The 26051-nt window shown below is 68.4% G+C and carries 24 protein-coding genes; 6 read left to right on the top strand and 18 right to left on the bottom strand.

Features of this window, described 5'->3' with window-relative positions; translation table 11 throughout:
• Positions 1–20 precede the first annotated feature (20 nt).
• From AU187_RS09205 to AU187_RS09160, 10 genes are all read right to left on the bottom strand, one after another.
• Entirely contained in the window at positions 21–1220 is a 1200-nt protein-coding gene (locus tag AU187_RS09205) for an argininosuccinate synthase (RefSeq protein ID WP_059099341.1), read from the bottom strand.
• A complete protein-coding gene (locus AU187_RS09200) occupies positions 1220–1714 on the bottom strand; it encodes an arginine repressor (protein ID WP_059099342.1) in 495 nt (164 codons plus the stop codon). Before AU187_RS09200 ends, AU187_RS09205 begins: the two co-directional genes overlap by 1 nt.
• Complete coding sequence (gene argF, locus AU187_RS09195) at positions 1711–2649, bottom strand: ornithine carbamoyltransferase (RefSeq protein WP_059099343.1); 939 nt, start codon at positions 2647–2649, stop codon at positions 1711–1713. Before argF ends, AU187_RS09200 begins: the two co-directional genes overlap by 4 nt.
• The gene (locus AU187_RS09190) at positions 2646–3788 is read right to left on the bottom strand and encodes an acetylornithine transaminase (RefSeq protein WP_059099392.1); all 1143 of its coding nucleotides are present in this window, start codon (positions 3786–3788) and stop codon (positions 2646–2648) included. Before AU187_RS09190 ends, argF begins: the two co-directional genes overlap by 4 nt.
• Before the next feature lie 26 nt (positions 3789–3814).
• Positions 3815–4717, bottom strand: a complete 903-nt coding sequence (argB, locus tag AU187_RS09185) for an acetylglutamate kinase (RefSeq protein ID WP_059099344.1) — start codon at positions 4715–4717, stop codon at positions 3815–3817.
• A complete protein-coding gene (gene argJ, locus AU187_RS09180) occupies positions 4714–5949 on the bottom strand; it encodes a bifunctional glutamate N-acetyltransferase/amino-acid acetyltransferase ArgJ (protein ID WP_059166655.1) in 1236 nt (411 codons plus the stop codon). The genes argB and argJ overlap by 4 nt, the downstream gene beginning before the upstream one ends.
• A complete protein-coding gene (gene argC, locus AU187_RS09175) occupies positions 5946–6980 on the bottom strand; it encodes an N-acetyl-gamma-glutamyl-phosphate reductase (protein WP_059099346.1) in 1035 nt (344 codons plus the stop codon). The genes argJ and argC overlap by 4 nt, the downstream gene beginning before the upstream one ends.
• A gap of 124 nt (positions 6981–7104) precedes the next feature.
• The gene (gene pheT / locus AU187_RS09170; RefSeq protein ID WP_059099347.1) at positions 7105–9603 is read right to left on the bottom strand and encodes a phenylalanine--tRNA ligase subunit beta; all 2499 of its coding nucleotides are present in this window, start codon (positions 9601–9603) and stop codon (positions 7105–7107) included.
• Positions 9603–10646, bottom strand: coding sequence for a phenylalanine--tRNA ligase subunit alpha (pheS, locus tag AU187_RS09165; RefSeq protein ID WP_059099348.1), 1044 nt, complete (start codon positions 10644–10646; stop codon positions 9603–9605). The genes pheT and pheS overlap by 1 nt, the downstream gene beginning before the upstream one ends.
• Before the next feature lie 27 nt (positions 10647–10673).
• On the bottom strand, positions 10674–11588 hold the full coding sequence (locus tag AU187_RS09160; RefSeq protein WP_059099349.1) for an adenylate/guanylate cyclase domain-containing protein: 915 nt from the start codon (positions 11586–11588) through the stop codon (positions 10674–10676).
• Between the two features lie 248 nt (positions 11589–11836).
• Here AU187_RS09160 and AU187_RS09155 point away from each other — a divergent pair, with 248 nt between their 5' ends.
• On the top strand, positions 11837–12883 hold the full coding sequence (locus tag AU187_RS09155) for an oxygenase MpaB family protein (RefSeq protein ID WP_059099350.1): 1047 nt from the start codon (positions 11837–11839) through the stop codon (positions 12881–12883).
• Between the two features lie 5 nt (positions 12884–12888).
• Positions 12889–14115, top strand: coding sequence for an acyl-CoA dehydrogenase family protein (locus tag AU187_RS09150; RefSeq protein WP_059166654.1), 1227 nt, complete (start codon positions 12889–12891; stop codon positions 14113–14115).
• Here the strand turns inward: AU187_RS09150 and AU187_RS09145 are convergent.
• From AU187_RS09145 to infC, 4 genes are all read right to left on the bottom strand, one after another.
• Complete coding sequence (locus tag AU187_RS09145; protein ID WP_172800200.1) at positions 14112–14888, bottom strand: TrmH family RNA methyltransferase; 777 nt, start codon at positions 14886–14888, stop codon at positions 14112–14114. The genes AU187_RS09150 and AU187_RS09145 overlap by 4 nt on opposite strands.
• Positions 14885–15274: a 50S ribosomal protein L20 gene (gene rplT / locus AU187_RS09140; RefSeq protein WP_059099353.1), complete on the bottom strand. Its 390-nt coding sequence runs from the start codon at positions 15272–15274 to the stop codon at positions 14885–14887. The genes AU187_RS09145 and rplT overlap by 4 nt, the downstream gene beginning before the upstream one ends.
• 63 nt (positions 15275–15337) lie before the next feature.
• Positions 15338–15532, bottom strand: coding sequence for a 50S ribosomal protein L35 (rpmI, locus tag AU187_RS09135; RefSeq protein ID WP_059099354.1), 195 nt, complete (start codon positions 15530–15532; stop codon positions 15338–15340).
• A gap of 20 nt (positions 15533–15552) precedes the next feature.
• A complete protein-coding gene (infC, locus tag AU187_RS09130; protein ID WP_082683722.1) occupies positions 15553–16140 on the bottom strand; it encodes a translation initiation factor IF-3 in 588 nt (195 codons plus the stop codon).
• Between the two features lie 228 nt (positions 16141–16368).
• Between infC and AU187_RS09125 the strand changes: the two genes are divergently transcribed.
• The 3 genes from AU187_RS09125 to AU187_RS09115 are packed head-to-tail and all read left to right on the top strand — an operon-like array spanning position 16369 to position 20412.
• Entirely contained in the window at positions 16369–16731 is a 363-nt protein-coding gene (locus tag AU187_RS09125) for a DUF1844 domain-containing protein (protein ID WP_059099356.1), read from the top strand.
• 43 nt (positions 16732–16774) lie between these two features.
• Entirely contained in the window at positions 16775–20083 is a 3309-nt protein-coding gene (gene lysX, locus AU187_RS09120; RefSeq protein WP_059099357.1) for a bifunctional lysylphosphatidylglycerol synthetase/lysine--tRNA ligase LysX, read from the top strand.
• A 17-nt stretch (positions 20084–20100) separates the two neighbouring features.
• Positions 20101–20412, top strand: coding sequence for a hypothetical protein (locus AU187_RS09115; protein ID WP_059099358.1), 312 nt, complete (start codon positions 20101–20103; stop codon positions 20410–20412).
• Here AU187_RS09115 and AU187_RS09110 read toward each other — a convergent pair.
• The gene (locus AU187_RS09110; protein ID WP_059099359.1) at positions 20406–21485 is read right to left on the bottom strand and encodes a hypothetical protein; all 1080 of its coding nucleotides are present in this window, start codon (positions 21483–21485) and stop codon (positions 20406–20408) included. The two genes, AU187_RS09115 and AU187_RS09110, sit on opposite strands and share 7 nt — an antisense overlap.
• A complete protein-coding gene (locus AU187_RS09105) occupies positions 21482–22780 on the bottom strand; it encodes a hypothetical protein (RefSeq protein ID WP_059099393.1) in 1299 nt (432 codons plus the stop codon). Before AU187_RS09105 ends, AU187_RS09110 begins: the two co-directional genes overlap by 4 nt.
• Positions 22781–22863: 83 nt before the next feature.
• Between AU187_RS09105 and AU187_RS09100 the strand changes: the two genes are divergently transcribed.
• Positions 22864–23274 carry a hypothetical protein gene (locus AU187_RS09100; protein ID WP_197413437.1) on the top strand — a complete coding sequence of 137 codons (411 nt, stop codon included), beginning with the start codon at positions 22864–22866 and terminating at the stop codon, positions 23272–23274.
• On the opposite strand, the gene AU187_RS09095 is transcribed toward AU187_RS09100, so the two are convergent.
• On the bottom strand, positions 23275–24483 hold the full coding sequence (locus AU187_RS09095) for a CHAT domain-containing protein (protein WP_059166653.1): 1209 nt from the start codon (positions 24481–24483) through the stop codon (positions 23275–23277).
• The gene (locus AU187_RS09090; RefSeq protein ID WP_059099394.1) at positions 24465–26039 is read right to left on the bottom strand and encodes an NACHT domain-containing protein; all 1575 of its coding nucleotides are present in this window, start codon (positions 26037–26039) and stop codon (positions 24465–24467) included. The genes AU187_RS09095 and AU187_RS09090 overlap by 19 nt, the downstream gene beginning before the upstream one ends.
• Positions 26040–26051 lie beyond the last annotated feature (12 nt).

Below are 26051 nucleotides of genomic sequence, written 5' to 3'. Positions count from 1 at the left end.
GGTCACTCGCGGTGGGGCTTTCATGTGGAGAGGTCCCGTCGCGCGGAGATGCTCGACGACAGGCCGTGGATCTGCACGAAACCCCGCGCGGCGGTCTGGTCGAACGTGTCGCCTTCGTCATAGGTGGCGAGATTGAAGTCGTACAGCGACTCGGGGCTGCGCCGGCCGTTGACCGAGATGTGCCCGCCGTGCAACAGCATCCGGATCTCGCCGGTCACGTGTTCCTGGGTCGTGGCGACGAACGACTCCAGCGCGGTTTTCAGCGGCGAGTACCACAGCCCGTCATAGACCAACTCGCCCCACTTCTGGTCGGTGTGGCGCTTGAACCGGCCGAGTTCACGCTCGAGCGTGACGTGCTCGAGTTCGGTGTGCGCGGTGATCAACACCATCGCGCCCGGCGCCTCGTAGATCTCGCGACTCTTGATCCCGACCAACCGGTCCTCGACGACGTCGAGCCTGCCGACGCCCTGCTCGCCGGCGCGGCGGTTGAGCTCCTCGATAGCCTGTAGCACGCTCACCGGCCGGCCGTCGATCGAAACCGGAACGCCGCGTTCGAAACCGACGATCACCTCGTCGGGGGTGCTCCAGTTGAGCGTCGGGTCCTCGGTGTAGTCGTAGACGTCCTTGGTGGGCGCGTTCCACAGGTGTTCGAGGAAGCCGGTCTCCACGGCACGGCCCCAGACGTTCTGGTCGATCGAGAACGGTGAACGCTTGGTGACGTTGATCGGGATCGCGTTCTCCTCGGCGAACGCGATCGCCTTCTCCCGCGTCCACGCGTAGTCGCGCACCGGTGCCAGCACCTCGAGATCTGGTGCCAGCGAAGCGAATCCGACCTCGAAGCGGACCTGGTCGTTACCCTTGCCGGTGCACCCGTGCGCGACGATACCGCCGCCGTACTTACGTGCCGCGGTCACCAGGTGCTTGACGATCAGCGGTCGGCTCAGCGCCGAGACCAGCGGATAGCGGTCCATGTACAGGGCGTTGGACTGGATTGCGGGCAGGCAGTATTCGTCGGCGAACTCGTCCTTGGCGTCGACGACCACGGCCTCCACGGCGCCGCAGTCGAGCGCCCGCTGCCGGATGACCTCCATGTCTTCGCCGCCCTGCCCGAGGTCGATCGCAACGGCGACCACCTCGCGCCCGGTCTCCTTGCCGATCCAGCTGATCGCCACCGAGGTGTCCAGGCCGCCGGAATACGCCAGGATGACGCGTTCGGACATCAGCAAGTCTCCTTCGTTCGAATGCTCTCGAGTTTGGTTGCCAGCTCGGCGCCGGTCATCGGCTCACGTGCGATCACCAGGATGGTGTCATCGCCGGCGACGGTGCCGACGACGAACGGCAGTGCCGCGCGGTCCATCGCGCTGGCCAGATAGTGCGCCGCGCCCGGCGGGGTGCGCAGGATCGCCAGGTTGCCGCTGGCGTCGGTCGACACCAGCAGTTCGGCCAGTAGCCGCGACATCCGTTCCGTTCCACCGGAAACAGCGCGTACCGGGCTGCCGTCCTCGGGGACGACGTACACGCCGACGCCGCCGTCGGCACCGCGAAGTTTCACCGCGCCGAGTTCCTCGAGGTCCCGCGACAGCGTGGCCTGGGTGACCTCGATGCCCTCCTCGGCCAGCAAGGTGGCCAGCTCGGTCTGGCTGTGTACCGACTGCGACGACAGGATCGCCACGATGCGAGCCTGCCTGCCGGCTCTGGTGGCCGCGGAAGTCATTGCTCGACTCCCGTTCGCTCCAAGAGCCACACCAGCAACGCCTTCTGCGCATGCAGCCGGTTCTCGGCCTCGTCCCACACCGCGCTGTGCGGGCCGTCGATCACGTCATCGGTGATCTCTTCACCACGGTGCGCCGGAAGGCAGTGCAGCACAACGGCGTTGGCCTCGGCGCGGGCCAGCAGCTCGTCGTTCACCTGGAACGGCCGGAACGGCCCCACCCGGTCCAGGCCGTCGTTTTCCTGACCCATCGACGTCCAGGTGTCGGTGACGAGCACGTCGGCGCCCTCGGCCGCCCCGTTCGGGTCCGCCGTGATTGTGACCGTCGCACCGGTTTCCGAAGCGCGTTTCTGCGCGGCGTCGACGAAGTCTGGATGCGGTTGGAAGCCGGGCGGTGCCGCGACCGTGACGTGCACACCCGCCGTCACGCCGCCCAGCATCAGCGAGTGCGCCATGTTGTTGGCGCCGTCGCCGAAGTAGGACATCCGCAGGCCGGCCAGCGTGCCCTTGCGCTCGGCGAGCGTCTGCAGGTCCGCGAGCACCTGGCACGGATGGAACTCGTCGGACAGGGCGTTGATGATCGGCACGCTCGCTCCTGCCGCCATCGCGGTAAGGCGGTCCTGGGCGAACGTGCGCCACACGACCGCCTTGACGTAACGCGAGAGCACCCGCCCGGTGTCCTCCAACGTCTCATCCCTGCCGAGTTGAGTGCTGCGACCGTCGACGACGACGGCGTGGCCGCCGAGTTGGGCGATGCCGATCTCGAAGGAGAACCGGGTGCGGGTGGAGTTCTTGTCGAAGATGACGGCCACCCCGCTCGGGCCGTCCAGCGGGCGGCGGCTGAACGGCTGCGCCTTGAGTTCGGCCGCGAGCGCGAGCACCTCGGCCTGCTCGTCTGGGCTCAGGTCGTCGTCACGCAGGAAATGCCTCACGGTCATGATGCGGCGCCCTTGTCGAGCACGGCGGGCAGCGCGGTGAGGAAGCTGTCGATCTGAGCCTCGGTGATGATCAGCGGCGGAGCCAGCCGGATCACGTTCGGCGCTGCGGCGTTGACCAGGAACCCGGAGTCGCGGGCCGCCGCCTCCACGGCCTTGGCGGCTTCCGCGGTCAGCACGACACCGAGCAGCAGCCCGCGGCCGCGGACATGGTCGATCAGCGGATGGCCGAGCGCGTCGATGCCTGCCGACAGAGTCTTGCCGAGCACCTCGGCGCGGCCGATCAGGTCCTCGTCGGCGAGCACCCGCAGGACCGCCAGCGCGGCAGCGGTGCAGACGGGGTTGCCACCGAAGGTGCTGCCGTGCAGCCCCGGAGTCAGCAGGCCGGCGGTGGTGCCGGTCGCGATGCACGCGCCGATCGGGAGTCCGCCGCCCAGCCCCTTGGCCAGGGTCACGACGTCGGGGGTGATGCCGTCGTGCTGATGGGCGAAAAACGCACCGGTGCGGCCCATTCCGGTTTGCACCTCGTCAAGCACCAGCAGCGCGCCGTGCTGCGCGGTGATCTCCCGCGCAGCCACGAGGTAGCCGGCGGGCGGGACCACGACACCGCCCTCGCCCATGATCGGTTCGAGGAACACCGCGGCGGTGCCCTGATCGACGGCGCGCCCAAGTTCGTCGATGTCGCCGTATGGCACGTGGGTGACCTCGCCGGGCAGCGGCGCGAACGGCTCCTGTTTCGACGGCTGTCCGGTCAAGGCGAGCGAACCCATCGTGCGGCCGTGGAAAGCTCCCTGCGCCGCAACGAGTTTCGTGCGGCCGGTGAGCCGGGTGATCTTGAAGGCGATTTCGTTCGCCTCGGTGCCCGAATTGCAGAAGAACACTCTGGCGCCCTCGGCGCCGAGCAGCCCGACCAGGGCTTCGGCCAGCGCGATGCCGGGTTCGGTGGCATACAGGTTGGACGTGTGTCCGAGCGTGTTGAGCTGCCGGGTGACCGCCTCGATCACCGCCGGGTGCCGGTGACCGAGGATGTTGACCGCGATGCCGCCGAGCAGGTCCAGATAGGACTTGCCGTCGGCGTCGGTCACCACCGCGCCCTCACCGCTGGCCAACGCCAGCGGCGGGGTGCCGTAGTTGTTCATCATCACGGCCTGCCATCTCTCCAGGAGAGTCACGCTTGTCCTTTCCTGTCCGAGTTCGTCGCCGGACGCACCACTTTCGTGCCCGTCCCCTCGTCGGTGAACAGTTCGACCAGCACACAGTGTTCGACCCGGCCGTCGATCACGTGTGCGCTCGGCACCCCGCCCGTGACGGCCCGCAGGCAGGCTTCCATCTTGGGCACCATGCCGGTTTCCAACGTGGGCAACAGTTGAGTCAGTGCCGCGGAGTCGATTTCGCTGACCAGCGAGTCGCGGTCCGGCCAATTGGTGTACAGGCCCTCGACGTCGGTCAGCATGATCAGCTTTTCCGCGCCGAGCCCCTCGGCCAGCGCGGCGGCAGCCGTGTCGGCGTTGATGTTGTGCACGACGCCGTCGTTGTCGGGGGCGATCGTCGAGACGACCGGGATGCGGCCCGCCCCGATCAGGTCGATCAATGCAGTCGGATCGACGCGTTCGACGTCGCCGACCAGGCCGATATCGGTGGCCACGCCGTCGACCATGACGTCGCGCCGCACGGCGGTGAACAACTGAGCGTCCTCACCTGTGACGCCGACGGCGTAGGGCCCGTGCGCGTTGATCAGGTTCACCAGTTCGCGGCCGACCTGACCGAACAGCACCATCCTCGCGACATCGAGCACTTCCGGCGTCGTCACGCGGAACCCGCCCTTGAAGTCGCCCTGGATACCGAGCCTTGTGAGCATCGCGCTGATCTGCGGTCCCCCACCGTGCACGACGACGGGGTGGATGCCGCAATTGCGCAGGAACACCATGTCGGCGGCGAACGCGGTCTTGAGCACGTCGTCGGTCATCGCGTTGCCGCCGTACTTGATCACGACGATCTTGTTGTGCATCTGCTTGAGCCACGGCAGCGCTGCTGCCAGAACCTGTGCCTTGAGCGGGGTTTCGACGCTCATGAGCTGTAGGCCGAGTTCTCTTCGACGTATCCGTGCGACAGGTCGGTGGTGCGGATCGAGGCTTGTCCGGAACCGTCCCCGAGGGCGATGGTGACGGTGATGTCCTCTCCGGACAGGTCGACTTCACGCGCGCCCGCTCGCGGGGCGCCGTCCTGCCATACCGGAATCGCGTTGAACGCCACGGTCATCCGCTCCGGATCCACCGTGAACGGAGCCATGCCGATGGCTGCGAGCACCCGGCCCCAGTTGGGGTCGGAACCGAACAGCGCGGTCTTCACCAGACTGTCGCGCGCGACGAGCCGGGCACCGAGCAGCGCGTCGTCATCAGACGCTGCGCCCGTCACCGTGACGACGATGCGCTTGGTCACGCCCTCGGCGTCGGCCTGCAGTTGCTGGCAGAGGTCATCGCACACGCGCAGCACCGCATCGTCGAGTTCGCTCTGGCTGGGCTTGATCGCGCTCGCGCCGGAGGCCAGCAGGAGCACCGAGTCGTTGGTCGAGCAACTGCCGTCGACGTCGAGGCGGTCGAAGGTGCGCGCGGCCGCCTTGCGCAACGCCTGGTCCAGCGCGACGGAGTCGGCTACCGCGTCGGTGGTGATGACACACAGCATCGTGGCCAGCGACGGAGCGATCATGCCCGCGCCCTTGGCCATTCCGCCGACGGTCCAGTTGCCGGCGTGGTGCAGCGCAACCTGTTTGGGCACGGTGTCGGTGGTCATGATGGCCCGCGCGGCTTCCTCACCGCCGGTGAGCCCGCCGGCCAGTTCGTGGACGACTTCCTCCACGCCCGACAGCACCTTGTCCATCGGTAGCCGGTCGCCGATCAACCCCGTCGAGCAGACCGCGACCTCGATCGCGCCCGTCTCGGTGCCCCAGTCGCTCAGCGCTTCGGCGACGGCCTCGGCGGTGGCATGGGTGTCCCGGAAGCCCTGGGGGCCGGTGCAGGCATTGGCGCCGCCGGAGTTCAGGATCACCGCGCGGAGACGGCCGGTGGTGAGCACCTGCTGACTCCACAGCACTGGCGCCGCCTTGACCTGGTTGCGGGTGAACGCGCCCGCGGCGGCATAGTCCGGCCCCTCGTTGAAGACCAGCGCCAGGTCCAACGCCCCGGACGCCTTGATGCCTGCGGCGATACCGGTCGCGCGGAAGCCCTCGGGCGCGGTCACCCCTTGGCTGCGGATGAGCCTGCTCTCCGTCGCCGCAGCATGGCCGGCGACATCGGAGCCCGTCACGGCGCCACTCCCACGATCGAAAGCCCTTCGGTCTCCTGCCAGCCGAGCGCCAGGTTCATCGACTGCACCGCGGCGCCGCCTGTGCCCTTGACCAGGTTGTCGATTGCGGCGATGCCGATGAACGTCTGCGCGTCTTCGTCCACGGCGACGGCCAGCTGAGCGGCGTTGCTTCCGAGCACCGAACCGGTCTTCGGCAGCTGTCCCTCCGGCAGCAGATGAACGAAAGGCTCGGCGTCGTAAGCCTTTTCGTAGGCGGCACGAATCTCTGACAGCGGCGCGGCGGTGCGGGCGGTGCAGGTGGCCAGGATGCCGCGCGAGGTCGGGATCAGCACAGGGGTGAACGACACCGTCACGTCCTTGTCCGTCACCGCACGCAGCCCCTGCGCGATCTCCGGCGTGTGCCTGTGCCTGCCGCCGACGTTGTAGGGCCGCGCCGAGCCGATCACCTCGGCGCCGAGCAGATCGGCTTTGACGGCTCGGCCGGCGCCCGAGGCGCCGCTGACCGAGACCACCGTCACGGCGGGCTCGATGAGGTCCTCGGCGATCGCCGGCCACAGCGCCAACAGCGCCGCGGTCGGATAGCAGCCGGGCACCGCGACCCGCTTCGCGCCGCGCAACCGGTCGCGGGCGCCCGGCAGCTCCGGCAGACCGTACGGCCAGCTGCCTGCGTGCGCCGACCCGTAGAACCGCTCCCACGCCGCGGCGTCGGCGAGTCGGAAGTCGGCGCCGCAGTCGACGATCAGCGTGTCGGCGCCGAGTTGATCGGCCAGCTCCGCCGAATGCCCGTGCGGGAGTCCCAGGAAGACCACGTCATGGCCGCTCAACACGTCCTTGTCGGTGGCCTCCAACACCCGGCCGGCCAGCGGCAACAGATGCGGATGGTGCTCGGCCAGCGGCGTGCCCGCGCTCGCCGCGGCGGTCAGCGCCCCGATCGTCAGCCGCCCGTCGGCGTACGCGGGATGGCCGAGCAGGAGTCGAAGAATCTCGCCGCCGGCATACCCGCTGGCGCCGGCCACCGCCACTGAAACCATACAGGCGATTCTGCATGGTTATGCAACCTATTGCAAGTTCATTAGAATAGGCCCGCCGAGCAGACGTAAACTGCGCCCGCACGGCCGTGAAGAGGGGCACTTTGCGCCTGCTCGCGGGAAGAGGTTATCGGCGCTGCTCGGCGCCGACCCGGTCCGCCGCGGCCTCCACGGCCGCTTCGCGGGCGGCGCTGGCCTCATCTTCGGTGAGCGTGCGATCCGTGGCACGGAACCGCAGCGCGAACGTGAGCGACTTGCGGCCCTCGCCGATTTGCGGGCCGGTATAGACGTCGAACAACCGCACGTCCTCGAGCAGCGGTCCCGCGCCCGCGCGGACGGCGTCGACCACGCTGGCCGCCGCGACGTCCTCCTCGACGACGAGGCTGATGTCCTGGAACACGGCGGGAAACGGCGACACCGACGGGGCGGGCAGCCTCTCGACGATCGGAACGGCGTCCAGATCCAGTTCGACGGCGCAGGTCCGCTTCGGCAGCCCCGAGCGCTCGACGACCGCGGGGTGCATTTCACCGGCGTGCCCGACGATGATCCCGGTCTCCGGCTCGCCCAGCACCACCTCGGCGCAGCGACCCGGGTGCCACGGCAGGTGCTGCGCCGGCCGCAGGCGCAGATCGACACCGGCGGCGCGGGCGATGATCTGAACCGCCTCGAAGGCATCACTGGCGTCCACCTGACGGCCGGGCCCCCAGGGTCCGGCGGGCTCACGCTGCCCCGCCAGCACGACCCCGACGTGCTGAGGCTGTCTGGGCAGCGACGCGTCGAGCATCGCGATCTCGTCGTCGCTGGGCCGCCGGTCGGTCGGGATCCGGTCGACGGCGCGGTTCTCCGGCGTGGGCTCGACGACCTGCTGGATCGCGTACAGCGCCACGTCATGAGTACCGCGAGACACGTTGCGGTTCAGGGCTTCCAACAGCCCGGGTAGAAGCGTGGTGGCCAGTTGCGGCCGGTCGGACTCCAGCGGGTTGAGCACATCGGTCGTCGCCCTACGCGGATCGTCGGCCGGCAGGTTCCAGTCGTCGAAAACGCCCACGGGCAGGAACGGCGTGGGCAGGATCTCCACATAGCCGTTGAGTCCCAACGATTTCCCGATCGCGCGGCGGCGCTTCTGCAGCGGAGTCAGGCCGCGTCCGGCCGGCGCCTTCGGCAATACCGAGGGGATGACCTCCAGGTCTTCCAGGCGCAGCACCTCTTCGACGAGGTCGGCGGGCTGACGCAGGTCGGGCCGCCAACTCGGTGGGGTCGCGGCCAGTTGTCCATTGGTGACAGTGACGTGTGCGCCGATCTGGGTGAGCCGCCGTTCGGCGGTGCCCGCGGGGTAACCGACGCCGGCGGTACGGTCGGGCAGGTCGATCGCCATGCTCACCGACGGGAGTGACCAGTCTTCCCGCGGCGGCTCGCCGCGCCAGTCCGTCAATGTGGGCTCGACTGTGCCACCGGCGATTTCGGCCAGCAGCGCCGCGCAGCGGTCCAGCGCGGGGACCGAGATCGCCGGGTCGACGGCGCGTTCGTATCGCCGACCCGCCTCGCTGTAGAGGTGCAGCCGCCGTTGGGTGCGCGACACCGCGGCCGGGTCCCAGACCGCGGCCTCGAGCAACACATCGGTGGTGCTGTCCCGCACCTCGGTGGTGCCTGCACCCATCACGCCGCCGATCGCGGCGGTGGCGAAGTCGTCGACGATCAGCACATCGGCGGGGTCGAGACGGCGTTCGACGTCGTCGAGGGTGACCACCGTCTCCCCCGCTTCGGCGAACCGCACCCGGAAGCCGCCCGAGACAAGCGCGCGGTCGTGGGCGTGCATCGGGTGGCCGAGTTCGAGCATCACGTAGTTGGTGACGTCCACCGCGGGCGAAATGGCCCGGATGCCGGACAGCAGCAGCCGTCGTTGCAGCCACCACGGCGACACCGCGGCCGGATCGACACCGGTCACGGGTCGCAGCCCGAAGCGCAGCACGCCGGTGCCCGGTTCGACGGCGAGCGGCAGCGCCTCCCCCTCGGCCGGCAGGGGCGCGACGTCGGCGGGGTCGACGAAGTCGAGATCGTAGGCGGCGGCGATCTCGCGGGCCATGCCGCGCACCGACAGGCAGTAGCCGCGGTCCGGTGTGATCGCCAGGTGGAACACGACGTCGTCGAGACCGAGCAGGTCGGCGGCCGGTGTGCCCGGTTCGGCGGTACCCGGCGGCAGCACCAGGATGCCGGAATGGTCGGTGCCCAAATTCATCTCGGCCGTCGAGCAGATCATGCCGTCCGAGGTCCGGCCGTAGGTCTTGCGGCTGGCGATCCTGAAGTCGCCCGGGAGCACCGCGCCGGGCAGCGCCACCACGACCAGATCGCCGACGACGAAATTGGTTGCGCCGCAGACAATGTCGCGCAGTTCCGCCTCACCGACATCCACCTTGACCGCGCGGATCGGCTTCTTGAACTCGGTCAGCTCCTCGATCTCGGCGACCCGGCCGACGGTCAGCGGACCGGTGATCGGCCCGACCGGGATGACCTCCTCGACCTCGTGGCCGATGCGGATCAACGTCTGCTCGAGTTCGTCGGGCGCCACGTCCCAATCCGGAGCACCGGCCCGAACGACCTCACGCAGCCAGCTGTACGGCAGCCGCATCAGGCGCCGACCCCGAACGGCAACGAGAACCGGACGTCGCCTTCGACCATGTCCCGCATGTCCGGAATGCCGTTGCGGAACTGAAGCGTGCGCTCCAAGCCCATGCCGAACGCGAAACCGGAGTACACGTCCGGATCGATTCCGCAGGCGCGCAACACGTTCGGATGGACCATGCCGCAGCCGCCCCATTCCACCCAGCCGGGACCGCCCTTCTTGTTCTCGAACCAGATGTCGACCTCGGCCGACGGCTCGGTGAACGGGAAGAAGTGCGGCCGGAACCGGGTGCGGCCCTGCGGGCCGAACTCCGAGCGGGCGAACGCGTCCAGCGTGCCGCGCAGGTGCGCCATCGTCAGACCTTTGTCCACCGCCAAGCCCTCGACCTGGTGGAACACCGGCGTGTGCGTGGCGTCGAGTTCGTCGGTCCGGAACGTGCGTCCGATCGAGATGATGTACACCGGCGGTTCGCGCTCCAGCAGCGTGCGGATCTGCACCGGTGAGGTATGCGTGCGCAGCACCTGCCGCGAGCCCTCAGGGGCGATGTGGAACGTGTCCTGCTCGCTGCGCGCGGGGTGGTCGGGCGCGAAGTTCAGCGCATCGAAGTTGAACTGTTCGGTCTCGACCTCCGGACCTTCGGCCAGTTCCCACCCCATCGCGATGAACGTGTCGGCGATGCGCTCGGCGAGGATCGTGATCGGGTGGCGGGCGCCGATCGGTTGGCGCGTCGACGGCAGGGTCACGTCGATGCGCTCGGCCACCAGCACCGCGGCGTCTCGCTCTGCCCGCAGCGTCGCCAACCGCTCGTCGTAGGCGCGCTGCGCCTCCGCGCGGGCGACGTTCACCCGCTTGCCCGCATCGGCCCGGTCCGCCTTGGCCAGCGCGCCGAGCGACTGGCGCGCCAAGGCGATCGGCGACCGGTCACCGAGATGCTCGGTCTTCGCCCGTGCGAGCGCATCCAGATCGTTCGCCAACTCGAACGCATGCCGAGCCGCGCTGACGGCCTTGGTCAGCGCTTCTTCGGACAGGTCTACGGGCTGGTCAGCCACCCGGCGATCATAGCGATGCTTCGAACGCTATTCCCCTGCGGTGTCTTCGGACTCGTCGCCGCCCGCTGGCGTCTGACGGCGGGTTTTCAGTCGGTACATGACGAAGTCGGCGGGCACACCGTCCTGCTTGGGTCCGAACACCTGCTTGCGGAGGCGTTTGGCGACCACGCCGAGTGAGTCGAACTCCTCGGCGGGAATGCGCTTGAGGGTGTCCTGCGAGACCACCAGCTCACCTCGGGTGGCGCGTTCCATGACCCGTGCCGCGATGTTGACGTCGACGCCCAGCCAGTCCGATCCGATCCGTTGCGGATGACCGGTGTGCACGCCGACCCGCATCCGCGGGGTGTAGCCGTCGACGTCGACGGCCTTCACCGCCTCGCGCGCGGCGAGCACGGCGCGCACCGCCGTCGCCGGGTCGGAGAAGACCGCCATCAGCCCGTCGCCCATGCGCTTGACGATGTGTCCACCGGCTTCGAGCAGCGGGGGCTCCACGGCCTGAGAGACTCGGCGCAGTAGCCGCAGCGTGGCCTCGTCGCCGGCGTTCAGCGACCACGTCGAGAACCCGACGAGATCGGTGAAGACCAACGTCGCCTCGCGGTTGGCGGGCTTACCGGACACGCGCTCGGTGAGGGCCTGCCACACCTGCAGCGCGCCGAGGCTCACCTCACGCGACGCGGCATCCCGCTCCAAGATCCGGTCGGCGGCCCTGGCCGCCGCGCTGGGACCGCCGACGCCGGACACCGACAAGGGGTCGCCGAACTCGGGATCACCGGGAAGGGCTCGTCGCGCGCGGCGCAAAAGCGCGATGACAGACGGGCTGTGGTTGGTGTCCTTCAGCCACGCCATCGGTGCCAGCGACCGTCCCGACCGCTGGGCGCGATCCGGTCCCTGTTCGATTTCGCCGACGCCGCCGGATCGTTCATCGAACGACTCGACTTCCACAGGGCGAGCCTACGCGGACGCCGAGTCGCGAAGTCACATCCGGGCCGGCCACGCCGGCCGACTCCTCGTGCGCTGTGCACCTATGCGCGGGTTCCGAACGGAAGTTGCTGGTTACGACGCTGTGGCTGGTCGATGGAGCGTCGATAACACTGCGGCGCCACACCCTCCCAGATCGTAGACAACATACGTTGTCAACATTATCGTGGTCATCGTCCGGTGGACACCAAAAGCCAGACAGCGAGGATCCGATGACGGTCGAATCGACATCCAGTGAGGCAGGCGATCCGGGTTCCGATTGCCCCTATCCCCTCGGTCCGGACTCGCTGACGTGGAAGTACTTCGGGGATCTACGCACCGGCCTGCTCGGCGTCTGGATCGGCGCGGTCCAGAACATGTACCCGCAGTTGGGCGCGGGTGTGGAGGACCACTCGATCCTGCTGCGCGAGCCGCTGCAGCGCGTCGCCCGCTCGGTGTACCCGATCATGGGCGTGGTCTACGACGGCGAGCGTGCCATGACGACCGGCGAGCAGATCAGGAGCTACCACACCACGATCACGGGCGTCGACTCCGAAGGCCGGCGCTACCACGCGCTCAACCCCGAGACGTTCTACTGGGCGCACGCCACCTTCTTCATGCTGATCATCAAGACCGCCGAATACTTCTGCGGCGGGCTGACCGAAGCCGAGAAGCGCCAACTGTTCGACGAGCACGTGCAGTGGTACCGGATGTACGGCATGAGCATGCGGCCGGTCCCCGACAGCTGGGAGGAGTTCTGCGAGTACTGGGATCGCAAGTGCCGCGAGGAACTCGAGATCAATCGCGCCACGCTCGACATCTTCTCCATTCGCATCCCCAAGCCCTGGTTCGTGTTGATGCCCACCGGTGTGTGGGACCAGATCTTCAAGCCGATGGTCGGCGCGCAACGCTGGATTGCCGCGGGGTTGTTCGACGAAGCCTTGCGCGAGAAGGCGAACATGCGGTGGACGCCCGGCGACGAGGTCCTGCTGCGCCTGTTCGGGAAGCTGGTCGAGTTCGCGTTCGTCGCGGTTCCGGACGAAATCCGTTTGCACCCAAGGGCTTTGACTGCCTACCGCCGTGCAGAGGGTCGGCTCCCCGCCGACGCTCCGCTGGTCGAGGCGCCCGCGTTCATGGCGCCGCCGAGCGACCGCCGCGACCTGCCGATGCACTACGTCCCGCCTCGACGGTCGCTGCTCGACCGGGCCGGCTCTCTGGTGCACACCACGTTCTCTTTGGCGGGCCTGCGTCCGGCCCGCGGACGTCATAAGGCAGCCTGAGGGGCATGCTCGAATGGTCTGATGTCGATCTCGCCGTGCGCGACGCCGTACGCGAGTTCGTCGACAAGGAAATCCGCCCGCACGTCGACGCGCTGGAAAGCGGCGAGATGGAGCCCTACCCCATCGTCCGCAAGCTGTTCGCGACGTTCGGCATCACCGAGATGGCCCGCGAGTCGCTGAACAAGCGGCTGGCCCGGTTGCGCGACGGCGGCGAGTCGTCGGACAAACCGTCGAGCGGCGGCATGTTCGGAGACGGAGCCGGTGGCATGGGCTTCGTCGTCGTCAGCGAATTGTGCCGGGTAGCGATGGGCGTCGTCACCGGGATGGGTGTCAGCCTCGGCCTGACGGTGCCGACGATCATGAGCCGTGGCACGCTGGCTCAGCAGGAGCGCTGGCTGCCCGACCTGGTCACCTACGACAAGGTGGGCGCATGGGCGATCACCGAACCGGATTCGGGCTCGGACGCGTTCGGCGGGATGAAGTCCTACGTCGTGCGCGACGGTGAGGACTACATCCTCAACGGCCAGAAGACGTTCATCACCAACGGGCCCGACGCCGACGTCGTGGTCGTGTACGCCAAGCTCGACGAACCCGGTGTCGAGAAGCGCGATCGCAAAGTGCTGACCTTCGTGCTGGACCGCGGCATGGAGGGCTTCGTGCAGTCGAAGCCGTTCCGCAAGATGGGGATTCACAGTTCGCGCACCGGGGAGTTGTTCTTCAACAACGTCCGGCTGGGTCGCGATCGGCTGCTCGGCGAAACGGAGGACGCCGCCGGCGACGGACGCGCCAGCGCACGGTCGAACTTCTCCGCCGAGCGCATCGGGGTCGCCGCGATGTCGCTGGGCGTCATCGAGGAGTGCCTGCGCTTGTCGGTCGACTATGCGAAGAGCCGAACGCTGTGGGGCCAGGAGATCGCCCAGTTCCAGTTGATCCAGCTCAAGCTGGCCAACATGGAAGTTGCTCGAATGAACGTGCGCAACATCCTGTTCCGGGTCATCGAGGCGGCACAGACGGGCACCGCGATCTCGCTGCCGGAGGCTTCGGCGATCAAGTGGTACTGCTCGCAGGCCGCCACGGACGTCGCGATGGAGGCCGTGCAGTTGTTCGGCGGCAACGGTTACATGACCGAGTACCGCGTCGAGCAGTTAGCCCGCGACGCCAAGTCGCTGATGATCTACGCCGGCAGCAACGAGGTGCAGATCACCCACGTGGCACGGGGATTGCTGAGTTAGGGCCGGGCCTGCGCGCTCTGGTACAGGCAGATCGCCGCGGCCGAGGCCACGTTGAGGCTCTCGGCGCGACCCGGCATCGGGATGTGCACCCGGTGGTCGGCCGTGATGGCCAATTCGGTTGACAGGCCGTGCGCTTCGGGCCCGAACAACCACGCCGTCGGCGCGGTGAGGTCCACGTCTTCCAACGACACCTCGCCGTCGACGGTGGTGGCCAGCACCTGCAGCCCGGCCTCGCCCAACGCGGCGACGACCCCGCCGGCATCGGCGGCCTCACCCCCGTCGACCACCGGGATCGAGAAGATGCTGCCCGCCGACGCTCTCAGGCACTTGCCGTTGTACGGGTCGACACTGTGGCCGGCGAGCACGACGGCGTCGGCGCCCATCGCGTCGGCGATGCGGATCAGCGTGCCGGCGTTGCCCGGTTCGGAAATGTCCACCGCGACCGCCACCAGCCGCGGAGAACCGGCCAGCACGTCAGGCAGCGATGTCTCCGGTGTCGAACACACCGCGACCAGACCGACTGGAGTCACGGTTTCCGACAACGCTTTTGCCGCCCGTTCGGTGACCAGGTGCACGGGCGCGTCGGCCAGCATCGGACCGAACCGGTCCAGCGCGGCTTCGGTGACGAACACCTCGGATACGAGTCCGCGCCGCAGCGCCGCCTCGACGAGGTTGGGCCCCTCGGCGAGGAAGCGGGCGGCGCGGCGTCGTCCGACGTGGCGGTGCAGCTTGACCGCTGCGACCACCCGGGCGGAGCGTTCAGTGAGCGTCAGGCAGCCTCGCCCGAGGGCGCGTTCACATCACTGGGCAGCGCACCCTTGGCGACCTCCACCAACGCGGTGAACGCGCCCGGATCACTGACGGCGATCTCGGCGAGGTTCTTGCGGTCCACCTCGACCCCGGCGGCCTTCAGGCCCTGGATCAGCCGGTTGTAGGTGATGTCGTTGGCCCGGGCCGCGGCGTTGATGCGAGAGATCCACAGTTTGCGGAACTCACCCTTGCGGGCGCGGCGGTCGCGGTAGGCGTAGTTGAGCGAATGCAGCTGCTGCTCTTTGGCCTTGCGGTACAGCCGCGACCGCTGGCCCCGATAGCCCTTGGATGCCTTGAGTATGGTGCGCCGCTTCTTTTGGGCGTTGACTGCGCGCTTGACGCGTGCCATGGGAGTGTTCCTTCGTTCAGGTCGTACGAGACGTCATACGAGATGACTACGAGACAAATACGGTCAGCCGTTGAGCATCTTCTTGACGCGGGCGGTGTCGTTGGCCGACACGCCGGTGCGGCCTTCGAGACGCCGGGTCCTGGTGCTCGGCTTGTGCTCGAGCAAGTGGCGACGGTTGGCCTTCTGGCGCACGATCTTGCCGGTCCCGGTGCGCCGGAACCGCTTGGAAGCGCCGCTGTGGGTCTTCGCCTTGGGCATATGTCCTCTGCTCTGTCGTTCTAACTGGTTCTGTCGGGTGCTGGGGCCGGCTCTGCGGAGCCTTCGGCCTGCTGGGCCGCCTTGGCGCGAGTCTTCGCGCCGCGGTGCGGTGCCAGCACCATCGTCATGTTGCGGCCGTCCTGCTTGGCGGACGTCTCGACGAAGCCGTAGTCGGCGACGTCGGCGCCCAGTCGCTGCAGGAGGCGGAAGCCCAACTCGGGCCGCGACTGCTCGCGCCCGCGGAACATGATCGTCACCTTGACCTTCGACCCCGCCTCGAGGAAGCGGATCACGTGACCCTTTTTGGTCTCGTAGTCGTGCGGGTCGATCTTGGGACGGAGCTTCTGTTCCTTGACGACGGTCTGCTGCTGGTTCTTGCGAGACTCGCGTGCCTTCTGAGCCGTCTCGTATTTGAACTTTCCGTAGTCCATGATCTTGCAGACCGGCGGTTTCGCATCCGGTGCTACTTCGACGAGATCGAGATCGGCATCCGCGGCGACGCGGAGTGCATCTTCGATGCGCACAATGCCTACCTGCTCACCGCCCGGTCCGATCAGACGGACTTCAGGTACGCGGATGCGCTCGTTGACGCGGGTCTCAGTGCTGATGGGGCCTCCTACTGTTGTCCTCTAGGAGTCCACTTCCGTCAGCACTCTGCTCAACCGAACAGAAAAGCCCTGCTCACAGCAGGGCCCACAGCCGACCAGGACAGGCATAAATGCCTGTGACCGGACCGCTGAGCCTTCGGAAGGTTCCTGTGGCCAGCGGTGGGAGAGGGACTCCACTTGCTGTCCCTGGCGTTTGCCGGGACGGTCGCGCATGCCAGTCTAACAGGCGTGACCGATGACTCGAACCCACGCGACCTGGACGGCTCGGCCGTGCGCGACCTGGCCGACATCCCCGCCGTCGAGGTGATCACCCGGTCAGCGGTCATGCTGATGAGCGCCGCCGCGGAGAAGCTGGGCTTGTCGGCCGAGAACCCCGACGACAGTCCGCACCGCGATCTCGACGAGGCGCGCCGGCTGATCACCGCGCTGGCCGGATTGGTCACCGCGTCCGCCGAGTATCTCGGACCGCACGCCGGACCGGTCCGCGACGGGCTGAAGACGCTGCAGTTGGCGTTCCGCGAAGCCAGCGCTTCGCCGGATGAGCCCGGGCACGGTCCCGGCGAGAAATACACCGGTCCCGTGTGGTCGTGAGTCACCGCCCATTTCGCGTCACAACCGAATAATGTCGCGGCGTATGACCGTCGCCAGCCTGCCCAGCACCCGCCGCAGGTCCGGGTATTGGTGGGTGCCCGCGGCGGCCGGCTGGACCGTCGGCGTCATCGCCACGCTGTCGTTGTTGGCGAGCGTCTCGCCGTTCGTGCGATCGGTCATCAAAGTGCCGCGCGAGTTCGTCAACGACTACATCTTCAACTTCCCCGACACGAGCTTCGCGTGGGCGTTCGTGCTGGCGCTGCTGGCCGCCGCCCTGGCGGCGCGCAAGAGCATCGCGTGGTGGCTTTTGCTCGGCTACATGGTGGCCGCGATCGGTTGGAACATCGCGGACCTGATCACCGGCGACGAATCGGCGATGCAGGAGATCGGCGAGGTGATCGGGCTGATCTTCCATGTCGCCGCGATCCTTTTACTGCTCTTGGCCCGGCGCGAGTTCTGGGCGAAAGTGCGCCGCGGCGCGCTGCTCAAGGCGGCGGCCGTGCTGGTCGCGGGTTTGGCGATCGGTACGGCGATCGGGTGGGGGCTGCTCGAATTGTTCCCCGGCTCGCTGGCTCGCGATGACCGATTCTGGTACGCGCTGAACCGGGTCGGCGCGTTCGCGGGGGCGGACTCGTCCAACTTCTCCGGACATCCGCATGTACTCGTCAACGCGCTGCTCGGGCTGTTCGGCGCGGTGGCCCTGATGGTCGCGGCAGTCGTGCTGTTTCAGTCCCAGCGGGCCGACAATGCCCTCACCGGCGAGGACGAATCAGCGCTGCGCGGGCTGCTGGAGTTGTTCGGTAAGAACGACTCGCTCGGCTATTTCGCGACGCGCCGCGACAAGGCGGTGGTGTTCGCCCCGACCGGGCGGGCCGCCATCACCTACCGCGTCGAGGTCGGTGTCTGCCTGGCCAGCGGGGACCCCGTCGGCGACCCGAAAGCATGGCCCGCGGCAATCGATGCGTGGTTGGCGCTGTGTCAGACCTACGGCTGGGCGCCCGGTGTGATGGGCGCAAGCTCCGCCGGCGCGGAGGCGTTTCGCGCGGCGGGCCTCAACGCGTTGCAGCTCGGCGACGAAGCCATCCTCCATCCCGACACATTCCGACTCTCCGGACCGGACATGCGCGCCGTCCGGCAGGCGGTGACACGCGCCCGTCGCGCGGGCGTCAGCGTGCGCATTCGCAGGCACCGCGATCTGGGCTCCGAGGAGATGGCCGAGGTCATCGCCCGGGCGGACGCCTGGCGCGACACCGACGACGAGCGGGGTTTCTCGATGGCACTGGGCAGGCTCGGTGACCCCGCCGACGGTGACTGCCTGCTGGTGGAGGCCGTGCAGCATGATGACGTTGTCGCGATGCTCTCGCTGGTGCCATGGGGCGCCACCGGCGTCTCGCTGGATTTGATGCGCCGTTCACCCCAATCCCCCAACGGCACCATCGAGCTGATGGTCAGCGAACTGTGTATGCAGGCCGAAGACATTGGCGTCACGAGGGTTTCGCTGAACTTCGCGATGTTCCGCTCGGCTTTCGAGCAGGGCGCGCAGCTGGGCGCCGGGCCGGTCGCACGGCTGTGGCGCGGGCTTCTGGTGTTCTTCTCGCGGTGGTGGCAACTCGAGACGCTGTACCGGTCGAACATGAAATATCAACCGGAATGGGTGCCGCGCTACGCCTGTTACGAAGACGCCCGGCTGGTGCCGCGGGTCGGGGTGGCATCGGTGATCGCCGAAGGTTTTCTCGTCCTGCCGTTCTCGCGGCGCCATGAGCAGCCGCACACCGGACACCACACCGCGGTGCCGAGGAATCTGATGGCGACGGGACTGCTGCACCACGACGGCACGGCCCCGGACGTCAGCGGCCTGGCGGTGGACCTGCCCGACGGCGACGAGCCACGGCTGCCCGAACAGGTCCGGGTACGGATGGCCAAGCTCAAAGCGTTGCAGGACAACGGGATCGATGCCTACCCCGTCGGCAGGGAGCCGTCACACACCGTCGCGGCGGCCTTGGGAACCGAAGCCGCCGATGGCGAAATGATCTCGGTCGCGGGCCGGGTGCTGCGCAGCCGCGACTACGGCGGCGTGCTGTTCGCCCAGCTGCGCGACTGGTCCGGCGAAATTCAACTGCTGCTGGACAATTCGTTGCTCGAGTCGGGGGCGACCGCCGACTTCACCCACGCCATCGACCTGGGCGACCTGATCGAGGTCTCCGGCACGATGGGCTACAGCAAGAAGGGCACCCGCTCGTTGCTGGTGCACGACTGGCGGCTGATCGGCAAGTGCCTGCGTCCATTGCCCGACAAGTGGAAAGGGTTGACCGATCAGGAGGCTCGGGTCCGCGCCCGCTACGTCGACCTGGCGATCAACACCGATGCCCGCGACCTGATCCGCGCGCGAAGTGGTGTGCTGCACGCGATCCGGGAGACGTTGGTCGGCAAGGGATTCCTCGAGGTCGAGACACCGATCCTGCAGCAGGTCCACGGAGGCGCGAACGCCCGCCCGTTTTTGACCCACATCAACGCCTACGACCTCGACCTCTACCTGCGCATCGCCCCCGAGCTCTACCTCAAGCGGCTGTGCGTCGGCGGGGTGGAGCGGGTCTTCGAGCTGGGCCGAGCGTTCCGCAACGAGGGCGTGGACTTCAGCCACAATCCCGAATTCACGCTGCTGGAGGCCTATCAGGCCCACGCGGACTACAACGTGTGGATCGAAGGTTGCCGCGAGTTGATCCAGAACGCGGCCGAGGCCGCCAACGGCTCACAGGTGTTCTACCGAGCGCGTGACGACGGCACGCCCGAACCCGTCGACATCTCGGGGCAGTGGAGGGTCAAGACCGTGCACGGCGCGGTGTCGGAGGCGCTCGGCGAGCAGATCTGCCCCGACACCGACCTGGCGACGCTGCGCAAGCTGTGCGACGCCGCCGACATCCCTTACCTGACGCACTGGGACGCCGGCGCGGTGGTGCTGGAACTCTACGAGCGACTCGTCGAGGACCGCACCGAAGAGCCGACCTTCTACAAGGACTTCCCGACGTCGGTGTCACCGCTGACCCGGCCGCACCGCAGCATTCCCGGTGTCGCCGAACGCTGGGACCTTGTCGCGTGGGGCGTCGAACTCGGCACCGCCTACAGCGAACTCACCGATCCGGTCGAGCAGCGAAGGCGGTTGCAGGAGCAGTCGCTGCTGGCCGCGGGCGGCGATCCCGAGGCGATGGAACTCGACGAGGATTTCCTGCAGGCCATGGAGTACGCGATGCCACCGACGGGTGGACTCGGCATGGGCGTGGACCGCGTCGTCATGCTGATCACCGGCCGCAGCATCCGAGAGACGCTCCCGTTCCCGTTGGCCAAGCCGCGCTGACGGGTACCGTGAGCGATATGCCGGACGAACCGCCTCCCGACCCGGAACCCGCGGTCGACGCCGAGATCGTCGAGCCCAAACCCGAGGCCACCACCCCCGTCGAACCGGTCGACAGCGGATACACCCCGGGCGGCGTCCCGACGTACGAATCCGTGCGAGAGAAGATCGAAACCCGGTACGGCACCGCGATCGGCGCGTCTGAACTCGCCGCGGAGACACCGGAGGGCCGCAGCGTCGCCGAGCAGTACGAGGAGCGACAGCGAGCGGCCGCCGAGCGGCTCGATCGAATCCGCGAGCAGATGAACAAGCAGTCCGACGACTCTCAGTAATCCGATTCGGCGGCCAGGATCTCGGCCAGAAACGCGTCGGCGACCGGTTGCCGCAACCGAAACCGGGCGAACGCCCGCACCCTCTCGCGCGTCTGCACCGACTCGGCGACATCGACACCGACAATCACCGTGGTGTCCCGCCAATCGTGGTTCCAGGCAGCGGGTTCGGTGATCGGCCGCCGCTGCGGATCGACAAGCGGGACCGCGGCACGCCCGTCCGCCCCGAGCGCGCCCGCTCCGCCGACAGTGCCCGACTGCAACCGCACCGCGATGCCATGCGGTGAGCCCAGACCCGTCAACTCCGCGCCGATCATCCCGTTGACCACGTCGCCGTCCAACTCGACGGTCCAGTCGACGGCGCCCTCCGCAGCATCGAAGATGCCCGGCGGTACGGCGCCCCAGTTGATCGAGGCGGTGCCGCCGGCGATGACGCCCGCACCTCGACCGCCCGCCTCCGCCCCGGCCGCGAGCGCGTAATCGTCACGCCGCTTTGTCACCGGTTCCGCGTCCAACGCGACGCCGATGTCGTCGGCGACGTTTCGGCACCTCTCGACGAGCGCACCGATCCGCGGATCACCTTCCAGCACAGCAGCATTCAACGCCGCCGCGTGCGGGGCCAGCAGATGGGTGAGCTCCGAATCGAAGGTGTCGTCGCCGAAGTAGTCCTGCGCGGCGGCGGTCAGCAGCGCGACTTCGGCATCCAGGATCGCGCTGTCGAGCACCGGGATCGCATCGCGCTGGCTGGCCGGCCACCAACGTCGCAGCCAATGCCCGAGCGCCAGCCTGCGCAGCGGCTCCAGCGCCCCCGGCAGTAGGTTCACGTCCACCACCTCGACGCTGTCGACGGCGCTGCGGCCGGTCAGCATGGACGCCACGGCGGAATGACCGGACTCGCCGACCACCCGCCACAGCCAGTCGGCGCGCGCGACATCGGTGAACGTGATCTGCGACTCGGTGACATCGTCGACCGTCCACGACAGCACCGCACCGCTGACCTCCAGCACCGCCAGAAGGGGGCTCGGCGTCGTGAGCGGCCCCGTGGTCCAGAGCCCCGAATCTGCCACCAGTCTCATCCCGCCACCTGCAGCTCCAGCATCGACTTGATCCGCTGCCGGTGGTCGAGGCTCACCGATCTCGCCACCCCTTCCAACACCGAGCGGACCTCGTCGACGTCGTCGCACGGTTCCTGCCACACGTCGCGTCCGTGCAGCCGCGCCCACAGCCGACTCAGGTACGGCCGCGCGAACGCCGCGAGGTCGTCGATCACCTGCTGTTGACGCGGATGGATCGGCCCGCCCTCGGCGAGGTAGCGGCGGGCGTGCATCACGTAGGCCTCCTTGCGCAGCCGGGCCTGGATCTGGCGGGCCAACTCGTAGCGCGGCGAGCAGTCCACCAGCGGCGCCAGCTCTACCGCGACCTCGATACCGGCGACCAGGGTGGCCTGCTTGTCCTCGGCGAGCAGGCCCCACGGCGCGCAGGCGCGGTCGACCTCTTCGGCGCACAGCGTCGGCACGTCGGGTAGTTCGTCGCGGTCCATGGCTCGCCGCAGCGTCGCACGCACCCGGTCGACCACACAGCGGTTCAGCGGACGGTCGCTGTCCGAACCACCGGTGATGGCCGGCGGTTGCTGCGGCTCAACAGAACTGAGGCCGAGGTCGACGATCGACCACGGCAGCTCCGTGCCGTTACGCGCCTTGGCTCCCAAGTTGTAAGGTGCCGCGTCGGCGATCAGCGCGTGCCAAACCCGTTGCCTGGCGGCGGTTGCGGCGTGGCTGTCGGCGGGTCCGAGCACCGTGGTCAGCCCCGCCATGAACGGGCCGGTGATCTCGCCACCGGCGTGCACGTCGTGCCAACTGCGGCGGAGTTGCCTCGACAGTTCGGCGATCACCTTCTCGTCGGAGACGAACCGGTTGAGCACCTCGATGGCGGTGCGGTCGCGATCGGCGTGGATCTGCCGCAGCACTTCCTCGGCACCGCAGTCCTGTTGAGCCGGCATGCCTTTGGTGACGGCCAGCTCGAAGCAGACCGGAAAGTACAGTTCCTGGGCATTGCCGGTGGTGATCCGCAGTCGGCGCCGCTCGCGCTTGAGTACCTCGAACCACGCTGCGGCGGCACGTAATTGGTCGCGATGTCCGACGATGACGTGATGCATCGCGTCGGCCACCTCGGGCGCCACGAACGGCGCCGAATACTGGGTGTTCGATCGGAGCCGCAGCACCAGCGGGTCGATGATCCGCTTCACGGTTCGCCGCAGTGGACCACCGTCGTCGCCGCTGAGCACCTCGACGCCGGGACCGAGCGCGCGCCACGCCCGGTCGATCACCGCCCTGCGCGGATGCGCGACGGCCACGGCCGTCTCGGTGCTCATCAGGACAGGATAGAAGTTGTGTCCGCCGGTTGACAGCCGCAAAGTTGGGTTCGGTAGCGCTGCGGCCGCCGGACCCTGAAGACATGTTCACTGCGCTGTTCGCGTTCTTCAGGCGTATCCCGCGGTTGGTGTCCGACGAGGCAGACGAGCGGCTGGCCACGGCGCACGACATTCTGGCCGCGCGCGCCGAATTCGACCGGATGATGGTCCGCAAGGGGCTGCTCACCAGCCACCGACTCGAGTTGATCCGCCACGGCATCCGATCCCGCGCGGTCGTGACTGCGATCCGCCCGACCGGGCAGACGCTCGAGGACTACCGCGAGGTCGAACTCGATGTGATGGTCAAAAAGCCTGAGGGCGGACAGTTTCCCGTCCGCGAGACGGCGCTGGTGCCCGCGTCGGCGCTGCCGAAAATCTTCCCCGGCAGCGTCATCGACACGTACTACCGGTCCGGCGACGAGTCCGCCGTCGCGATATGTGTATCCCCGACATGATCAACGTGCGCCGTCGACTGCGAAGCTGACCAGCGCCGCCCAGTACAGCGGGCTGGCGGTCGGATCGCCGGCACTCCAATCCCGCATCCGTTGCCGCTGCCAGCGGTTCACCGCGCAGCCCGCATCGTCGGCTTCGTGGGCGCGGTCGACGGCGACGATCGCTTCGCTCATCGGGTCGGCGTCCGGCTCGGCGAACCGGCGGTACCCCGCCGTTGTCGGCAATGACCACAGCGTCGCGGTGACGAGTTGCGCCCCACCGAGAATCGTCGCCGCCACCAGCCCACTGGCCTCGTCGAACTGGTAATCACCGCCGGATGCACACGCCAGCAGCGCGACCCGCGGCGGGAACGGCAACCGCGATGACATCAGTTCACCCGCGGTGAGCGGGCGGTCTTCGGCAAGGTGCAGCGCGGCTCGGTCCGCGTGACCGACGTCGCCGGCGGCGGCGGTGGCGTGGCCGACGTACAACATCCGGCTGGGTTGTCGGGCGAGCAGGCCGGCGAGCCACCGCCGGTCGGCGTCGGTGCGCCGGAACAAGTCGACAGGGGCCGGCGCGTGCGGCAGCAGCGGGCGACGCGTCGCGAGGTCGGCGAAGTGGCGGGACAGCACCGTATCCGGCGCCGGGCGACCGAGGACGGAACCCAGCGCCGAGTCGGGTCGCTGTCCGGGCACCCGCGGGTCGAGAACCAGCAAGGCCGGGTTGTCGCGCCGGCTGGCCCACCCCGCGGGGGTACGCGGGGCGTTCACGATGTTCGGCGGCGGGGCCAGCAGCACCTCGACGAGCTCCATCAGCCGGTGGCCCTCGTCGGAGGGCATTGCCAACAGGCCCCACGGCATCCTTGCCAGTCGCGCGCTTGGCGACACGAACAGAGTGGCGCGCGGCGACGACGCATGGTCGAGGAGCAGCTGCCAGGCCGCAGGTGCGATCAACTGCGTGCCCAGTGTGCGTGCAAGCTCGAATTCGCTTGTCGGCGAGGAAAATGCACCCTCGTTGATCGCACGATCGAGCGCGTCGAGACGGCTTTCCGCGTCGACCGGGTCGGGCAGGGCGCCGCCCAGACGGTCTTCCGCGGCGACGACGCCAGATTGCTCGACCACCCAGGTGACCGTCTTCGCCGGGTCGCCGACGACCCGCAGGCTGGCATAGGTCGCGACGCCGACATCGGCGAACCGCAGTACGAGTGTGCCGGTCACGGCCACGTGGACCATGCCGGCTCGTCCGCGGTGACGTCGCGACCGTACCGCTCGGCGGCGAGCGCGCGGTAACGACCGATGATCGGCGTGCCGGTCGGATCCATCACCAGCGGCGGTAGCGGTCCGAGCCTGGTCAGCGACGCGCCACCGACGACCGCCGGACCGGCGGCGACGAGGGCATACTCCTCGACGGACTCCACCGGTACCGCCGCGGTGGCCGTGTCGGCCCACGCCAGAGTGTCGGCGGACACGGGTTCGGAGCTGAACGTGCCACGCGCGCTGTGATATTCGATGAGTTCGCTGACGAGCCCGGTGTCACCCCACTCCCATGCGACGGCGAAGGCGCCCGCGAGAATCGGTGCGGAGACGTATGTCGCCCAGCGCATCCGGGCGTCGGCATCGGGTATCGCGTGCCGGACCGAGTCGACGGCCAGCGCCGCGGGCAGTTTGAGTTCGGCGGCCTGCTCCAGCTTCTGTGCGGCGTTGGCCGGGTCGGCTTGCGCGTCGGCGCGCCAGATGTTGCCGAGCTGGTCGTCCAGCCGCGCGTACTGGAGCCAGCTGTGTCGGGGCCAGGAGTCGAGTAGTTCGCGCGCCTCGGCCACGCGCTCGATTGCCGCCGCGAAATCGCCGCGGAAGATGTCGACCCAACTGCGCTGCAACAGGATCCGGTGGATGTGCAGCGGCTTCTCGATCTCCCGCCAGTGCCGCTCGGCGTGGCCCAGCCGCTCGTCGGCGTCGTCGAGCGCCTGCACCGAGATGCTGATCAGCCCGAAGTACAGCCAGCACCGCGAGACGTCGTGTGCACGCGCGTGTTCGGCGATCGCTGGGTACGCCTCGTGGACCAGCGTTTGCGCCAGCGCCCGGTCCCCCGCGGACCACGCCGCCGTGGCACGTTCGAGCTGCGTTCGCGACACGGCGAGCTTCCATTCCCGCGCCGCCGCACGGGCTCCCGCTCGCCGCAGCCAGGGTTCCGCCTCCGACAGCCGACCGGTCTCGACGCAGAACCGTCCGTAGCCGGTGGCCCCGAGGACGAGCAGGTGGTCGTGATACACACTGCCGTCACCGGGGCGTTCGATGACGTCGATCACCCGCTGCCACAGCGGAATCGACTTCACATGCAGATCGTCGTCGCAGAGTGCGACCGCGCACAGGATCTCTGCGTAGGTGATCAGGAACCGGTGTTCGTCGGCGAGTCCGGGGACGGGCTCGTCGTCGGCCAGCGCGACGAGCGCGACCTCGGCGGTTTCGTGGTCGCCGTGCGCGGCGGCCAGCCCGATCTGCAGGAACTGCGCCCGCTGCGAGTACCGGCGCGCAATTCGCTCGATCTCGGGGGTCGACATCGTCAGCCGGGCCAGGCAGTCGTGGATGCGGTGCAGGCACTCCTCGGTCCCGTTGTATGCCGTGCGGACGAGATAGATCTCGCCGAGCAGTGCGTAGACCTCCAGCATCCAGTCGTCGCGGCCGGCCTGTTCGATCTGCGGGGTCAACGACAACAGCAGGTCCTTGGCCGCCTCTTCGTTGGCGGCGAACGCCAGGTGACGGGCGCGCTCGAGGTCCGCGGGGATCGCCACCGCTGAATCATA

This window comes from Mycobacterium sp. IS-1556, assembly GCF_001499985.1.
In the GTDB taxonomy this organism is placed as follows: domain Bacteria; phylum Actinomycetota; class Actinomycetes; order Mycobacteriales; family Mycobacteriaceae; genus Mycobacterium.
The sequence above is the reverse complement of the archived record's forward strand: the minus strand, read 5'-3'. Positions and strand labels throughout refer to the sequence as shown.

Bases quoted from the DNA above. Each gene is read 5' to 3' on its own strand.
- rpmI (WP_059099354.1), bottom strand. From the start codon at position 15,532: ATGCCCAAGGCGAAGACCCACAGCGGCGCTTCCAAGCGGTTCCGGCGC.
- AU187_RS09095 (WP_059166653.1), bottom strand. From the start codon at position 24,483: ATGGTCCACGTGGCCGTGACCGGCACACTCGTACTGCGGTTCGCCGAT.
- argF (WP_059099343.1), bottom strand. From the start codon at position 2,649: ATGACCGTGAGGCATTTCCTGCGTGACGACGACCTGAGCCCAGACGAG.
- argC (WP_059099346.1), bottom strand. From the start codon at position 6,980: ATGGTTTCAGTGGCGGTGGCCGGCGCCAGCGGGTATGCCGGCGGCGAG.
- lysX (WP_059099357.1), top strand. From the start codon at position 16,775: ATGACCGTCGCCAGCCTGCCCAGCACCCGCCGCAGGTCCGGGTATTGG.
- AU187_RS09110 (WP_059099359.1), bottom strand. From the start codon at position 21,485: ATGAGACTGGTGGCAGATTCGGGGCTCTGGACCACGGGGCCGCTCACG.
- AU187_RS09205 (WP_059099341.1), bottom strand. From the start codon at position 1,220: ATGTCCGAACGCGTCATCCTGGCGTATTCCGGCGGCCTGGACACCTCG.
- AU187_RS09155 (WP_059099350.1), top strand. From the start codon at position 11,837: ATGACGGTCGAATCGACATCCAGTGAGGCAGGCGATCCGGGTTCCGAT.
- argB (WP_059099344.1), bottom strand. From the start codon at position 4,717: ATGAGCGTCGAAACCCCGCTCAAGGCACAGGTTCTGGCAGCAGCGCTG.
- pheT (WP_059099347.1), bottom strand. From the start codon at position 9,603: ATGCGGCTGCCGTACAGCTGGCTGCGTGAGGTCGTTCGGGCCGGTGCT.
- AU187_RS09115 (WP_059099358.1), top strand. From the start codon at position 20,101: ATGCCGGACGAACCGCCTCCCGACCCGGAACCCGCGGTCGACGCCGAG.
- AU187_RS09150 (WP_059166654.1), top strand. From the start codon at position 12,889: ATGCTCGAATGGTCTGATGTCGATCTCGCCGTGCGCGACGCCGTACGC.
- rplT (WP_059099353.1), bottom strand. From the start codon at position 15,274: ATGGCACGCGTCAAGCGCGCAGTCAACGCCCAAAAGAAGCGGCGCACC.
- AU187_RS09105 (WP_059099393.1), bottom strand. From the start codon at position 22,780: ATGAGCACCGAGACGGCCGTGGCCGTCGCGCATCCGCGCAGGGCGGTG.
- AU187_RS09200 (WP_059099342.1), bottom strand. From the start codon at position 1,714: ATGACTTCCGCGGCCACCAGAGCCGGCAGGCAGGCTCGCATCGTGGCG.
- AU187_RS09100 (WP_197413437.1), top strand. From the start codon at position 22,864: ATGTTCACTGCGCTGTTCGCGTTCTTCAGGCGTATCCCGCGGTTGGTG.
- AU187_RS09190 (WP_059099392.1), bottom strand. From the start codon at position 3,788: ATGATGAACAACTACGGCACCCCGCCGCTGGCGTTGGCCAGCGGTGAG.